The following is a 16,188-nucleotide window of genomic DNA, read 5'->3' on the forward strand; positions in this document are numbered from 1 at the left end:
TTTACAAAGCGAGAGGATTGGTTAACGTGTCAAAGACAGACCTACTAAAGACAATGAACGATAAGCAACAAGAGGCGGTAGAACAAACTGAGGGTCCACTTTTGATTATGGCTGGTGCTGGAAGTGGTAAGACCAGGGTGCTCACTCATCGAATTGCTTATCTAATTGAGAAAAAAGGTGTGATGCCATGGAATATTTTGGCGATTACATTTACCAACAAAGCTGCTCGCGAAATGAAGGAACGTGTTAGTAAATTACTTGGCGTCGGTGGTGACGATGTTTGGGTATCAACTTTTCACGCACTTGGCGTGAGAATCTTGAGACGTGACATTGATAAATTAGGTTATAATCGTGCTTTTTCTATCACTGATTCAGGAGAACAAAAGACCCTTGTAAAACGAATTTTAAAAGACTTAGATCTAGACCCGAAAAAGAATGATCCAAGGGCTATTTTAAGTGCCATTTCAAACGCTAAGAATAATTTACAGACTCCACGAGATTATCAAAAGTCACATTCAGCTAACAGTCCATTTGAAGAAGTGGTTTCACAGGTATATTTCGAATATCAAAAGCGACTTCAAGAAAATCAAGCTGTCGATTTTGATGATTTGATTATGCTTACGATTAGATTGTTTAAACAATATCCAGAGGTTTTGAATTATTATCAAGATAAGTTTCATTACATCCATGTCGATGAATATCAGGATACCAATGAAGCACAGTATAAATTAGTATCAATGCTTGCCAAAAAGTATCAAAATTTGTGTGTAGTGGGTGACGCTGATCAGAGCATTTATGGTTGGCGTGGTGCTAACATGAATAATATCTTGGATTTTGAAAATGACTATAAAAATGCACACGTTGTGAAACTGGAACAGAATTATCGTTCAACTAAGAATATTTTAAGTGCCGCAAACGACGTTATTCAAAACAATGCCGAGAGAAAAGATAAGAATTTGTGGACGGAAAATGATACTGGCGAAAAAATAACGTACTATCGTGCTCAAAGTGAGGCTAGTGAGGCCCATTACGTGGTGTCTAAGATTAAAGATGAGGTCAGTAAACATCATTATTCTTATAATGATTTTGCGGTCTTGTACCGGACGAATGCCCAGTCTCGTGTAATCGAAGAGACCTTCTTGAAATCAAATATTCCGTACACGATGGTTGGTGGGCATAAATTCTACGACCGTAAGGAAATCCGGGACATTCTTTCGTATTTGACTCTCATTGCTAATCCTAGTGATTCATTAAGTTTTGAACGGGTTGTTAACGTTCCTAAGCGCGGAATTGGTAGTTCAAGTGTGGAAAAGTTGAGAATGTTTGCAGCAGATAATGGATGGAATCTACTAGAAGCAGCTCAAAATGTTGACTTGGCCAATAATATCTCCAGTCGTGCTCGAAATGCCATTGCTAATTTTGCTAATGTCATATCAAACGTTCAAAAAAAGCAAAAGGATATGACCGTTACGGAAATTACCGAAGCACTTTTGGATCAATCTGGATATATGGCTGATCTAAAGAAAACCAATTCACTGGAGTCACAGACACGGATTGAGAATATTGAAGAATTTCTTTCTGTCACAAAAGATTCTGATTTAAAGTATGATGAACAGACTGGTAGTAGTGATAGTCGTTTGACAGATTTTTTGGCGGATCTGGCCCTTGTATCGGCTCAAGACGATGTTGATGAATCGGCTAAACAGGTGACTTTAATGACTTTGCATGCTGCTAAGGGACTTGAATTTCCAGTCGTCTTTATGGTTGGGATGGAAGAAGGAATTTTTCCTCTTAGTCGAGCTACTGAAAAGGAAAGTGAGTTAGAAGAAGAACGACGGTTAGCCTATGTGGGAATTACGCGGGCTCAGACCAAACTCTATATGACAAATGCATATTCACGAATGTTATATGGTAGAATGCAAAATAATCCCGAGTCACGATTTATGGATGAAATTAATTCGGATGTATTGGATAATGAGAGTTCAATTCCAACGGGACCTAAGACTCCATTTGACACCAGTAGTGAGTATAATAAACGAACCAATCGAGCCTTTAGTGAACCATATCATCGACCTAACAAACGAGTCGAAAAACCCCAAGGAACTGGTGCTGACAAGAAGTCATGGAATATTGGTGATAAAGTCAAACACAAGGCGTGGGGAACTGGAACTGTTGTTAAAATTAATGGAACCGGTGAAGATATGGAACTTGACATTGCCTTTCCAGAAAAAGGAATTAAACGTCTATTAGCTGCATTTGCACCCATAACAAAAATTCAATCGATTAAGTAAGGGAGTGGTAAGATTGTTTAAGATTCCAATGGATCAGGTTAATGAAAGTGAAGCAAAAAAAGAGGCCTCAGAACTAAGACCAAAGTTAATTAAGTGGGGAAAACAGTACTATGAACAGGATCAGCCAACCGTAGAAGATGCGGAATATGATCGAAACTATGCTCGCTTGCAGGATCTGGAAGCTAAGTTTCCAGCAATTATCACTCCTGATTCACCGACTCAGCACGTTGGTGGGGCAACTTCGAATGAATTTACAAAGGTCAATCACGAGATTCCAATGCTTTCACTAGGTGACGTATTTTCACCCCAAGAGCTTAAGGATTTTGTGGTTCGACTCAAGCACAACTATCCTCAAGATACTGAGTATAATTGTGAGTTGAAGATCGATGGACTAGCTATTTCACTTCGTTATGAGCATGGGGTGTTCGTGCAGGGATCGACTAGGGGAAATGGACAAATTGGTGAGGATATCACTGAAAATTTAAAAACCATCCCATCAATCCCTAAAAGATTAAGTCGACCCATTGATATTGAAGTACGTGGCGAATGTTATATAGGAAAAGAAGCCTTTTTAAAGTTAAATGAACGACGACAAAATGACGGAAAACCAACGTTTGCTAATCCGAGAAATGCTGCTGCCGGGAGTCTTCGACAATTGGATCCAAAAGTTACTAAGGATCGCCACTTAAGTACTTTTATGTATAACGTTGCTAATTATGACGATTTAAAAGCTACCACTCAAAGTGGACTTTTAGAGGAACTAAAAGAATTAGGCTTTACCATCAATGAGCATTATCAAGTGGCTGACAATATGGATCAGATTGATGCTTACATTAAAAAGTATTCAGCAGCAAGAGATAATCTCACCTTTGGTATCGATGGCATTGTGATTAAGACCAATTCGCTTCCTTTACAAATGGAAATTGGGCATACGGTTAAAGTCCCGAAGTGGGCGATCGCTTACAAGTTTCCGCCAGAAGAAGTTCATACTAAAATTAAAAAGATTGAGTGGACCGTTGGAAGAACGGGAGTGGTAACTCCTACCGCAATCATGGATCCAGTGCAATTGGCCGGTACTACCGTTTCAAGAGCGTCACTTCATAATCCTGATTATATTGAGAAAAAAGATATCCGTGTCGATGATACAGTGGTTTTGTATAAAGCTGGCGACATTATTCCGGAGGTTGAAAGGTATCTTCCTGATTTAAGGCCAAAAGATTCTAAGCCATATGTTATCCCAGATCGATGTCCTTCATGTGGTGCTAAATTAGTCCACTTAGATGGTGAAGTTGCCTTACGTTGTATTAATCCGAAGTGTCCAGCACAGCTGGTGGAACAAATTAATCATTTTGCTTCTAGAAATGCAATGGATATTGATGGTTTGGGTCCTAAGATTGTGAAGCAGTTGTTTGATAAAAAAATGGTCTCGGATGTGGCCAGCTTGTATCACCTTAGTTATGATGAACTACTAACTCTTGATAAGTTTGGTGACAAGTCTGCTAACAATTTACTTTCTGCCATTGATAGTAGTCGGAGCAATTCACTTGAAAGATTGCTTTTTGGATTGGGCATCAGACACGTCGGTGCTAAAGCAGCGCGATTAATTGCTGCCCACTTTAAAACCATGGATGCTCTCATGAAATCAAGTGTCGAAGAAATCGCCTCAATTGACACCATTGGTCAAGTTATTGCTGATAGTGTTCATACTTATTTTGAAAACGCTGATAGTAGAGAATTAATTGGCGAACTCGTTGATGTTGGTGTTAATATGGACTATGTAGATAATGAAGAGATGGTACAACCAGATAACTTTTTCAATGGTAAACGAGTTGTATTGACCGGAAAGTTGGTTGATTTAACTAGGGGTCAAGCCAGTGAATGGCTTGAAAACCATGGAGCGGATGTCACAAGTAGTGTTTCTAAAAATACCGACCTAGTAATTGCGGGAGAGGATGCAGGTAGTAAGCTAACCAAAGCTCAATCTCTTTCGGTTCCGGTTTGGGATGAAGATCATTTTAAAAATGAAATGCAAAAAGAATGATAAGAAGTCGGAGGAATTTAAGTTGAGACGCTTAAAAGTAATTTTAATGGTGGCGGCTAGCGCATTAATGTTAGTAGCTTGTGGGAGTACTAACAAGAGTACCACTAATACAAATAATAAGAATACACAATTAACCGGGGAAACTGGTGGTAAGAATTATCAGAGTGTTATTAAGGATGGACATTATCAAACTAGTAAATCGCGTGGAGTTGACATTCAACAAAATGATAATCAGTTTAACTTGAAAGGATTTCAGAACGGTTTGCTTGGAATTTCCAAGCAGAATTTTTCGACTGATAAGTATGTTTTTCAGGAGGGACAATACATCTCTACTGACACTGTCGAGAAGTGGCTTGATCGTAAGTCAAAGCAAAACCCGGAGGGACTAAATCCATCGCAACAAAAGGGAAAAGTAACCCCAATGTACTTGCAACAAATGGATGAACAAGACTTCTTAGTTCCAAATGGTAATAAAATGACCATGAAGGGTATGACCATTGGCCTTGGGATCAATTCAGTGTACTACTACACTAAACAGAAGTATGGGAGCCAGTATCAACAGAAGATCCCCGATGATGTGGTTGAGAAACAAGGTAAGGAGATGGCTAACACAATCCTTAAACGATTGAGACAGAATAAAGAATTAAAGAATATTCCAATCGTGATTGCATTGTACAAGCAAGCTCCAAACGATAGTTTGACTGGTGGTAATTTCTTTGCCTCATCGGTTAACAATCCGGGCACGACGTCTGTAAACTCATGGAAACCAATTAATGAAAAATCATATGTGTTCCCGATTGCCAATGGTTCTAAGGGACCTAATACGAATGATTTATCTGCGTTTAATCAATTTAAGTCACAGGTTCAAAATTTCTTCCCTAACTTGAGTGGGATTACTGCACAGGCTCAATACAAGGGTAAGCAACTTCAAGGAATGCACATTAACATTACAACTCAATTTTATAGTCAAACTGAAATCATCAGTTTTACTCAATACCTACAGAATGCTGCTCAAAAATATCTTCCTGGCAGTGTACCAATTGATATTACCGTAAAATCAACTGATGGAATTCAAAGTTATTTGAACCGAAATGCGGGAGGAAAGTCCTTCAGTTCGCATGTGTTTAATAGCTATTAAGATTTAGTGATTTAGTAAAAGAGGGGATAAAATGGCTGATAAGATTACGGAAGAACAAACCCAACATATTGCTGGGTTAGCTAAGCTTGAATTAAAAAAAGATGAATTACCTGAATTCACCCAACAATTAAATGATTTGTTGAAAATGTTGGATACACTTGAAAAAGTTGATACATCGGGTGTTGAGCCCACTTATACGGTAACGGATCGAATTGACGTTACTAGAAAAGACGTGGCAGAAGATTGGCACGAACAAGATGCTTTGTTAAAGAATGCTCCTGATATTCAAGATGACTTAATTAAAGTTCCAGTAATTATTGACGAAAGTGAGGATGAATAATAATGAACTATTTAGATAAGGATTTGCGTTCACTTCACCAGATGTTAGTAAATAAGGAAATTTCGGCCGTTGACTTAGTAAAAGAGACCATGGACAACATCAAAACTACTGACCAAAACATTGATGCTTTTAATAATCTAAATGATAAAGCGCTTGAAAATGCTAAAGCCATTGATGAACGTGGGATTGATCCTAATAATATTTTAGATGGGATTCCGTTGGCTTTGAAAGATAACATCGTTACTAAAGAATTACCAACTACTGCATCTTCAAAAATGCTAGAAAATTTCACTTCAATTTATGATGCAACGGTGGCCAAGAAACTTTCTAATGCTGGTACCATTAACGTTGGTAAAACCAACATGGATGAATTTGCAATGGGAAGTTCAACTGAAAATTCAGCCCTTAAAACCACTCACAATCCATGGGATTATAGCAAAGTTCCTGGCGGTTCGTCCGGTGGTTCGGCTGCCGCAGTTGCTTCCGGTGAAGTTCCAGTTGCACTTGGATCAGATACCGGAGGTTCAATTAGACAACCAGCTTCATTCACGGGAATTGTTGGAATGAAGCCAACCTATGGTCGAGTATCACGTTTTGGACTTATTGCGATGGCTTCAAGTTTTGATCAAATTGGACCTCTTACTAGAAGTGTCTTTGACAATGCTCTGGTTTTAAACGCAATTTCAGGTCATGACGAACACGATTCAACTAGTTCAAAACAGGAAGTTCCTGATTTCACCGAACACATTAAAGATGGGGTCGAGGGGATGAGAATTGGCATTCCCAAGGAATACGTTAATAAGTTATCTCCTGATGTTTCAAAAGCAATCAAAAATGCCGCAGAAACGTTTAAAAAATTAGGTGCAAAGGTTGACTGGGTTTCGATGCCTAATTCTAAATATGGTGTTATTGCTTATAATGCGCTTCAAACCGCTGAAGCATCTTCTAACCTAGAAAGATTCGATGGAATTCGTTATGGATATCGAGCATCAGATGCTCAAACACTTGATGAATTGTACGTTAAATCACGATCAGAAGGGTTTGGGGATGAGGTTAAGCGACGGATTATGCTAGGGACATTATCGCTTTCTTACGATAATGTTGATAAATATTACAAACGGGCTGCTAAAATTCGGACTTTAATCATCAATGATTTTAAAAAGGTTTTTGCTGACCATGATTTAATTTTGAGTCCAACATCTCGAGTTACTGCCTTTACAATTGGAGTAGAAGATCAAGATCCCATTGAAATGTATATGAATGATATTTTGACGATCCCAGCCAATATGGCTGGAGTTCCTGCTATGTCTCAAATTGCTGGATCCAGTAATGGTTTGCCAATCGGAATGCAATTAATGGGGAAACCGTTTGATGAGAGTACCATTTATAAAGCAGGATACGCTTTTGAACAGAATACTGATTTTCACAAGCAAACACCAAAGATGGGAGGTAAATAGTCATGAATTTTGAAACGACCATTGGTCTAGAAGTCCACGTTGAGCTTAAAACTAATTCAAAAATTTATAGTCCATCTGCTGCACAGTTTGGAGACAAGCCCAATAGTAATACTAACGTGATTGACTGGGGCTATCCTGGAACGCTCCCAGTTGTTAACAAACAGGTCGTTGCGGATGGTATCACCGCGGCTCTAGCTTTACATGCTCATATTGAAAAGCACCCTCATTTTGATCGTAAAAATTATTTCTACCCGGATAATCCGAAGGGGTATCAGATTACTCAAAACGAGAGACCCACTGCTAGAAACGGATGGATTGAAGTCGAGACCGAAAATGGTAAGAAAAAAATTGGAATCGAAGAGATGCATATTGAAGAAGACGCTGGTAAGAATACCCATGAACAAAAATATTCTTACGTTGACTTAAACCGTCAGGGGACTCCGCTTATTGAAATTGTCTCTAAGCCCGAGATGACAACTCCGCAACAAGCATATGATTATCTGGAAGGATTAAGACAACGGATTCAATTTACCGGAATTTCTGATGTCAAGATGGAAGAAGGGTCAATGCGGGTTGATGTTAATATCTCAGTTCGACCCATTGGTAGTAAAGAATTAGGTCAAAAGATTGAATTAAAGAACTTGAATTCATTTAATCATGTTAGAAAATCACTTGAGTACGAAGAACAACGTCAACAACAGGTGTTGATGTCCGGCGGTCAGATTAATTCTGAGAGTCGTCGTTTTGATGAATCTACTGGTAAAACTGAGTTAATGCGTGTCAAAGAGGGAAAAGATGATTATCGTTACTTCCCAGAACCAGATCTTCCAACTTTGAGTATTTCTGATGAATGGATTAATGAATTAAAAGAATCCATGCCTGAGATGCCTATCAAACGTCGTAATCGTTACGTTAATGAATTAGGGATCACTGATTATGATGCAATGGTTATCACTCAGACCAAAGAAATGTCTGATTTTTATGATAAAATGGTTAAATTAGGTGCTGATCCTAAATTAGCCGCTAACTACCTTCAAGATAACGTCAATGCGTACTTGAACGATAATCAAGCTAACTTGGAAGACACCAAAATCACTCCTGAAGCGATGGCTACCATGATTAAAATGATTATGGACGATACCATCTCAAGTAAAATGGCTAAAAAAGTATTTAAGGCAGTTACTAAGGGGCAAGATCCAAAGAAATTCGTTGAAGAAAAAGGACTGGTCCAATTATCTGATCCTAAAAAACTGCAACCAATTATTGATGGGGTCTTAAAAGATAATCAACAGTCAGTTGATGATTATCATAATGGTAAAGATCGAGCTGTTGGGTATTTGGTTGGACAAATTATGAAACAAACTCATGGACAAGCTAATCCGCAAGTTGTAAACAAATTATTGAAAGGTTCTTTAGATAAATAGGGTGATGTAAGAATGGTCAAAAAAGCACGAGTAATTTACAATCCAACGTCTGGACGTGAAATGTTAAAACCGCAGTTGGTTAATATTTTGGATGTTTTGGAGAATGGTGGATATGAAGCCAGTGCTTTTGCGACCACCCCCAAACCACATTCAGCACGTGATGAAGCCGCCCGTGCATCTGAAGAGGGATTTGATCTCATCATTGCGGCAGGTGGAGATGGGACCATCAATGAAGTAATTAATGGCATTGCTCCACGTGATTATCGACCACAATTAGGAATCATTCCCGCTGGAACTACCAATGATTTTGCGCGTGCATTGCACATTCCTCGAGATGATTACGTTGAAGCTGCTAAAGTGATCACTAAGGGCAATGTTTCAAAGATGGACGTTGGTAAAGCATACAATGATGAAGTGACTAATTATTTCATTAATATTGCGGCTGGTGGGTTTATGACAGAATTAACTTACAATGTTCCTTCTGATTTAAAGACTATTTTTGGGTATCTTGCATACCTGGTAAAGGGAGCAGAAATGTTGCCAAATGTGAAGCCAGTTCCGATGTTATTAAAGTATGATGGTGGAGAATATCGTGGGAAGGCTTCAATGTTTTTTTTAGCCATGACTAATTCAGTGGGTGGTTTTGAACAAATTGTTCCAAACGCAACCATGGATGATGGTAAATTTACCATGATTATTGTTAAAACCGGTAATTTAGTTGAAATGTTGCAATTAATTGCTAAAGCGTTTAATGGCGGTCGGCACATTGATGATCCTAGGATTATATACAAAAAGACCAATACATTTGAGGCTTTTCCTGGGGATGATAGTCGCTTACAGATTAATCTTGATGGCGAATACGGTGGTGATGCTCCGATGAAGTTTGTCGATCTAAAGCAGCGAATTAGTATTTATTCCAACCTTAAGACTGATGATATCAGTGAGTCGGCTAGTGTCGCTCCTCAGGTCAAAAATGTTGAAAAGAAGTTTGTCAGAAAAGTCGATGAACTTCCATCTGATAGTAAAAAATAAGTTTTGCCGTGTAACGGCAAAACTTTTTAGTAAGGAGAACAAATGAGCGCTAAAAAAGAAGCTCCAGTACAGAAAAACCAAGACCTCACGGTAAACGTGATTGATTTGACTTACCAGGGAATGGGGGTTGGTAAGGTTTCCGATTTTCCGATTTTCATTGAGGATGCTCTTCCAGGTGAGAAAGTCCAGATCAGGGTGATTAAAGTTAAAAAGAACTTCGCCTTTGGAAAATTAGAAAAGATTATCGAACCAAGTCCCAATCGAGTTCAAGCAATTGATCGACGGTATACGCAGTCTGGGATTGCTCCATTACAACACCTTGCATATCCAAAACAATTAGAGTTTAAACAACATCAGATTGAGGAATTGTTTAAGAAGGCTCATTTAAACGTTGCTGTTGCTCAAACAATTGGAATGGATAATCCATCAAAATACCGAAATAAGGCTCAGATTCCGGTTAGGAAGATGAATGGTCAATTGGAAACGGGTTTTTATCGGCGCCACAGTCATGATTTAATTCCAATTGAAGACTTTTACATTCAAGATCCTCACATCGATGAAGCTATTATTAAGGTTCGGGATGTTTTACGAGCTTATCATGTTAGTGCTTACAATGAGGCAACTCACAAGGGTTGTATCAGGAATATTATGGTCCGTTATGGAAAAGCAACCGGCGAGATGATGGTAGTTTTGGTTACCAATGGTAAAAACTTGCCACATAAAGATGAAATTATTAAATCCATTAATGATCAGTTGCCTGATTTAGATAGTTTAATTCAAAATGTTAATGATTCTCACGGGAATCGACTGATGGGGGACACGAACATCCTGTTATCAGGTAAAGCTTACATCAAGGATGAACTCTTAAACACCAAGTTTTTGATTTCACCAATGTCGTTTTACCAGGTTAATCCAGTTCAGACTGAAAAACTTTATTCTTTGGCGATCGATAAGGCGCAATTATCGAAAAATGATGTGGTGGTTGATGCGTATTGCGGGATTGGGACAATTTCACTGGCAATGGCACCAAAAGTTAAGCATGTGTACGGAGTTGATGTGGTTGCTGAGGCAATTGAAGATGCCCGAAAGAACGCTAAATTAAATCATATTGATAATGTTAGCTTTGTGGTTGCAAAGGCTGAGGACCAGATGAAGAAGTGGGCAGAGCAGGACATTCGACCAGATGTCGTGGTAGTTGATCCGCCAAGAAAGGGCCTTGATCCAACCTTTATTGCTAGTGTCTTAGAGATGAAGCCAGAACGATTAGTATATGTTTCATGTAATCCTGCTACTCTTGTACGGGATTGTCAGGCTTTAATTGATGGTGGCTATGAAATTAAACAACCAATTCAACCAGTGGATCAATTTCCGCAAACACCGCATGTTGAAAGTGTAACGGTGTTGGAAAAGAGTAAATAAAAAGAATCTAGCGAGCTAGATTCTTTTTATTTTTCAGTTGAAGTTTTGTTTTTCATCATTTTATGCCAGTAATAAATTGGAATTCCGATTAAAGTGGCTATGATACCAATGATAGCCAAAACGGTTTGGGTCAGGATCGTTGAAACTAAGATAAAGATTCCCCCGGCTAGTGCGAGAATTGGGACAATTGGATACCAAGGTACTTTGTATGGGCGAACCAACTCCGGTTCACGCTTTCTTAAGATGAATAAAGCAACGAATAAAAGGCAATTAAATATCCACATCACGAAAACTAACATGTCAGTTAGCATATCAAAACTACCCATGAAAATCATAACGACAGCGATCATAAACATAAATAATCCCGAAATGTAGGGGGTAGCAGTGTGTTTAGAAAGTTTTGCAAAGTATTTACTAAATGGTAATTGATCGTCTTTACCCATTGCATACGGAACTCTGATCCCGGTTAAGATGTAACCATTCATAGCGCCATAAACGGAAATTAAGATGCCAATGGTCACTAGTTTTCCGCCAATGCCACCAAATAGTTTCATGGCAACTTCATAGGCGGTGTTTTGATTTCCTGCAATTTGGTCAAGTGGCATATTTTTTAAGAAAACCCAGTTTACCAAAACGTAGATGATCATAATAAAAGTTAAACCCAAAATAATGGCCTTAGGAAGGTCCTTTTGGGGATTTTTCATTTCGCCGGCGATGCTTCCGATGTTGATCCATCCATCGTAGGCAAACATTGTGGCCAGTAATCCGCCACCAAAAGCAGTTAATAGGTTAGTGGAGCCATGGTTTTGGATTGGAGGCCAAAAAGATACGTCAACGTGACCCGGGAGTAATAGTCCAGCAATTACAATGATAAAGATAGGAATTAATTTGACAATTAGTGTCAAAGATTGGACTCTTCCGGCCACTTTTGATCCTAAAAGGTTAATTAACGTAACACTTAATGCACAAATAATTGCAATGGTAATTGAGAGTGATGTTGATAAGTGAAACAAATTAATTAGTTGAGTGGAGAAAACAATTGAGAGAGCCGCTAAGTTGGCCGGAAAATACACAAGGATTTCGGCCCATCCCAGTAGGAATCCAGTTAGCGGTCCATAAGTATACTTTAAGTATTGAATGGTTCCTCCAGTTTTAGGAATGGCCGCAGCCAATTCTGAAACCGTTAGTCCACCACAAATTGTTAAAAGGCCACCAATGATCCATGCTAGGATGGTGAGAGTGACAGAATGAGTATTAGATACGACACTGGCAGTTTTGAAAAAGACTCCAGCACCGATCACGGTTCCCATGACAGTTGACAGGGCAGCACCGATTCCAATGTTTTTCTTTAAGTTGCTTTGAGGCATTTGATCCACTCCTTTTGCGTAATGGTTAATTATAGCATGGGGCCAAATCGAAGTCAGTACATAAAATAAAAAAGCATCCAATTGGATGCTTTTTAGTGATATTGATTTAGTCTTCGTCTTTTGGACCGGTTTTCCAATCATTTTCATGTTCACGTTGGTAATTAGCAATGTTCTTGTATTCTGGTTGAAGATGACGGCTTAGACGAATGTAAATTGGGATCAATTCACGATAAGCTTGGTAATTCTTTGGATTTGGCTTATGAGTGTTGGTAACCCCAACAAACTTACTGACGTCGTAAAGGCTGTCAATCATGCCTAAACTGTACATTCCAAGGGTAGCAGCTCCAAGAGCCGTACCTTCGAAGCTTTCTGGGATGTTGACGTCTTGTTCAAAGATGTCGGCTAACATTTGGCGCCAAAGTTCTGAACGAGCAAAACCACCAGTTGCTTGAATACTCTTTGGTTCGCCAACAACTTCTTCAAGGGCTAACATAACGGTGTAGAGGTTATACACGATTCCCTCAAGAGCAGATCGAATCATGTGGGCACGAGTGTGTTTTCTGGTCAAACCGAAGTATGTTCCACGAGCGTCAGCATCCCAGATTGGAGCTCTTTCACCACCCAAGAACGGTAAGAAGATTAACCCTTCGGATCCTGCTGGAATCTTAGAAGCAATTTCAGTTAGAAGATCGTAAGCATCAATATTCATCTGTTCGGCAGTGACTTTTTCTGGCAAGCAAAGTTGATCACGAACCCAACGGAAGACAATTCCACCGTTATTAACGGGTCCCCCGACAACCCACATATTCTTAGCTAGGTAGTAACAGAATACACGACCCTTAGGATCAATCGTTGGCTTGTCGTTAACGACACGAACGGCACCAGAAGTTCCAATTGTGACAGCTACTACACCTGGTTTAATGGCGTCTACCCCTAAGTTAGCCAGAGGACCGTCAGAAGCACCAATGATAAATGGTGTATCTTTATCAATTCCAATTTTATTGGCGTATTCTTCGTTTAAGCCCTTTAATTGATAAGTGGTGTCTACTAATTCAGGCAGTTGATCACGCTTGATGCCAGCAACTTTTAATGCTTCATCGTCCCAGTCCATGTCAAAAATATTGAATAGGCCAGTTGCATTAGCGATCGAATAGTCTTCTTTTAGAACCCCAAATAATTTATAGTTGATGTATTCTTTAACACCAACAAAATAACGGGCTTTTTTAAACAATTCAGGCTTTTCATTTCTGAGCCACATGGCCTTTACAAGTGGTGTCATTGGATGAGTTGGAACACCAGTCTTTTTGTAAAGTTCCATTCCAATGCCGTTTTCTTTTAATTTATCTGCGTATTCAACGGCACGATTATCTGCCCAAGTGATTGCGCGGGTGAGTGGCTTGTGGTTCTCATCCAAGAGGATCAAACTGTGCATCGCACACGAATATGAAACTCCCTTGATGGTGTCTTTTTTAGGGTCTACTTTTTTAAGAACATTTTGTAGACCTTGAATCATCGCTGAGAAAATCTCCTCTGGATCTTCTTCTGCCATGTCGGCAGTGTCTTGATACAAAGTATATCCATCGTTTGAATAACCTTTAACTTCACCTTTGTCATCGTATAAAACGGTTTTGACACTTGTAGTTCCGATGTCGACCCCAATTACGTTTTCCATTATAATCTTTCCCTTCCATGCTAGTTGATGCACTCTATGACAGATTTCATGCCAACTTTATTAAGTGATCGAGTAAAAAAATTATACTACTTATAACGCTTTCATTATATTGAAATCAACGTTTGAATTCAAGCGAATATCAATAAATAGTGATAATATTGATTTATAATTATACTAATTATAAGAAATGATTGAGGAGGTCCAAATGACTGAGATTAACCGGTCCAACCTTCGAAAAAAAGCAAGAAAAGAAAAATTAACTAGGTGGGCATTAATTGGACTGGTTAGTGTACTGCTACTAGTTATCGTTATTTCCATTTGGATGTACTTTGCTCATAAAAATCGTGATCGCGAATTACTTTTGAAAAAGTATCCAGTTCAGGGTGTGACGGTAAATCAAGACGATGGGTACATCGATTTTACGGCACTTAAACAGAAAGGCCAAAAGTTCGTGTACATTCGTTCTACTCAAGGAGCAAGCTTTGCTGACGATAATTTTGACAATAATTACAATCGCAGTCAGGGATCTGGTTTAAAGATTGGGGTTTATCATACCTATGGATTTAAGAGTAGTATTGAAGACCAAGAGAGTAATTTTATAACTCAAGTCAAAGATAATACCGGGACACTTCCAATCGTCATTCAAGTTCAATATTACTATCCGTATGATGAAAACAACGTGAATTTAAAGCAACAAAAGAAACGGATTAATGAATTTGTTCAGTTTTTGTACCAGAGATACGATCGACCTGTTATTATTAATACTAACGAGAAGATGTACCGAGAATTTAGATCAATTCCACACGCCGCTTTTTGGTTAAATAATGAAAGCGATGCAAAGAAACCGCACGTGCGCTTTATCAACATGAATTCTTCCGATCATTTAAACATTGATGGGCAGAAGGGAAGCTTTGATTCCGTAGCTTTTAATGGGAACCAGAAGCAGTGGAATCAGTATCTAGGTCAGGTAAATATTGTGAATAATGAAGAAGTACAATGGGAGAATTACAATGATTAAATTAGGAATAATTGGAACTAACTGGATCACACAAAAGTTTGTTGATGCTGCTGTTAGTACTGGCAAGTATAAGTTGAACGCTGTTTATTCAAGAAAATTAGATACGGCGCGGAAATTTGCTCAGCCAAATGATTGTGACAACATTTTTGATGATTTACAGGTTTTCTTTGAATCTGACAAATTCGACACCGTTTATATTGCTTCACCAAATGCCATTCACTATCAACAAGTCATTGAAGCACTTAAGCATGACAAGAATGTCATTGTTGAAAAGCCTGCTTTTATTGGACCATATCAATTCCAGTCTGCCATCGACACGTTAAAGCAACATCCCAAAGCTCGCTTAATGGAAGCAGCACGGAACATTCACATGCCCGCTTTTAAAGCGGTTCAAGATCAAATTGATGATATTAAAATTGATGGGGCAGAATTTACTTTTAGCAAATATTCTTCTCGCTACGATAAGGTTCTTAAGGGTGAAGTTCCGAATGTCTTTAACCTTCAATTTGGTGGCGGAGCTCTGGAAGACTTAGGAGTTTATCCTGTGTATGATGCCGTTGCTCTATTTGGATTACCAAGAACACAGATGTACTATCCTAAATTCATTGAAACCGGAGCTGATGGTGGTGGAGTCGCTGTTTTAAACTATGGTACTTTTGATGTTACTTTAAACTTTAGTAAGGTGATTACTTCGTATCAACAATCAGAGATCTACTGTGGAAAGCAAACAGTCTTAATTGATAATGCTGGTGAGTTTACGGCAGCTAAATTAATGAATGAGGGTAAAGAAAGTGAGATTTATCCTCTTTATACCGACAATCCGATGATTCCAGAAGCAAATGATTTTGCTGAAGTCATAAATCATCCAGGGAATCCTGTTTACGAAAATCGATACGTTGGAGGACTGAATTTAATGCAGAAAGTTAATGCTTTAATGGGACGTCTTGCTGATAGTGCTGGAATTCATTATTTACAAATAGGAGAATAGT

At 38.7% G+C, this 16,188-nt stretch carries 12 protein-coding genes; 10 read left to right on the forward strand and 2 right to left on the reverse strand.

The features are described 5' to 3' along the window. Nucleotides 1-26: 26 nt before the first annotated feature. From pcrA to rlmD, 8 genes are read left to right on the forward strand one after another with little or no spacing between them, the layout of a single operon-like run. A complete protein-coding gene (pcrA, locus tag AC6UDG_RS02695; protein ID WP_500696542.1) occupies nt 27-2,291 on the forward strand; it encodes a DNA helicase PcrA in 2,265 nt (754 codons plus the stop codon). A 22-nt stretch (nt 2,292-2,313) separates the two neighbouring features. Further along, entirely contained in the window at nt 2,314-4,332 is a 2,019-nt protein-coding gene (ligA, locus tag AC6UDG_RS02700; protein ID WP_500706349.1) for an NAD-dependent DNA ligase LigA, read from the forward strand. Next, a complete protein-coding gene (locus tag AC6UDG_RS02705) occupies nt 4,313-5,470 on the forward strand; it encodes a CamS family sex pheromone protein (RefSeq protein WP_500695222.1) in 1,158 nt (385 codons plus the stop codon). The genes ligA and AC6UDG_RS02705 overlap by 20 nt, the downstream gene beginning before the upstream one ends. Before the next feature lie 31 nt (nt 5,471-5,501). Next, entirely contained in the window at nt 5,502-5,810 is a 309-nt protein-coding gene (gene gatC, locus AC6UDG_RS02710) for an Asp-tRNA(Asn)/Glu-tRNA(Gln) amidotransferase subunit GatC (RefSeq protein ID WP_500693573.1), read from the forward strand. Nucleotides 5,811-5,812: 2 nt separating this feature from the next. Beyond that, entirely contained in the window at nt 5,813-7,267 is a 1,455-nt protein-coding gene (gene gatA, locus AC6UDG_RS02715) for an Asp-tRNA(Asn)/Glu-tRNA(Gln) amidotransferase subunit GatA (RefSeq protein ID WP_500706321.1), read from the forward strand. 2 nt (nt 7,268-7,269) lie between these two features. After that, nucleotides 7,270-8,691 carry an Asp-tRNA(Asn)/Glu-tRNA(Gln) amidotransferase subunit GatB gene (gene gatB / locus AC6UDG_RS02720; protein ID WP_500693575.1) on the forward strand — a complete coding sequence of 474 codons (1,422 nt, stop codon included), beginning with the start codon at nt 7,270-7,272 and terminating at the stop codon, nt 8,689-8,691. A gap of 12 nt (nt 8,692-8,703) precedes the next feature. Then, entirely contained in the window at nt 8,704-9,723 is a 1,020-nt protein-coding gene (locus tag AC6UDG_RS02725; RefSeq protein WP_500693576.1) for a diacylglycerol kinase, read from the forward strand. A 42-nt stretch (nt 9,724-9,765) separates the two neighbouring features. Next, on the forward strand, nt 9,766-11,142 hold the full coding sequence (rlmD, locus tag AC6UDG_RS02730; protein WP_500700788.1) for a 23S rRNA (uracil(1939)-C(5))-methyltransferase RlmD: 1,377 nt from the start codon (nt 9,766-9,768) through the stop codon (nt 11,140-11,142). A gap of 26 nt (nt 11,143-11,168) precedes the next feature. Here the strand turns inward: rlmD and AC6UDG_RS02735 are convergent, their stop codons facing one another. Further along, nucleotides 11,169-12,509: an APC family permease gene (locus tag AC6UDG_RS02735; RefSeq protein WP_500706322.1), complete on the reverse strand. Its 1,341-nt coding sequence runs from the start codon at nt 12,507-12,509 to the stop codon at nt 11,169-11,171. 106 nt (nt 12,510-12,615) lie between these two features. Continuing rightward, complete coding sequence (gene gntK, locus AC6UDG_RS02740; RefSeq protein ID WP_500696546.1) at nt 12,616-14,181, reverse strand: gluconokinase; 1,566 nt, start codon at nt 14,179-14,181, stop codon at nt 12,616-12,618. 205 nt (nt 14,182-14,386) lie between these two features. Between gntK and AC6UDG_RS02745 the strand changes: the two genes are divergently transcribed. Then, nucleotides 14,387-15,199, forward strand: a complete 813-nt coding sequence (locus AC6UDG_RS02745; RefSeq protein ID WP_500706323.1) for a GH25 family lysozyme — start codon at nt 14,387-14,389, stop codon at nt 15,197-15,199. Then, a complete protein-coding gene (locus AC6UDG_RS02750) occupies nt 15,192-16,187 on the forward strand; it encodes a Gfo/Idh/MocA family protein (RefSeq protein ID WP_500706324.1) in 996 nt (331 codons plus the stop codon). The genes AC6UDG_RS02745 and AC6UDG_RS02750 overlap by 8 nt, the downstream gene beginning before the upstream one ends. The last annotated feature ends 1 nt before the right edge of the window (nt 16,188 follow it).

This window comes from Fructilactobacillus sp. X2R1C1, assembly GCF_059901435.1.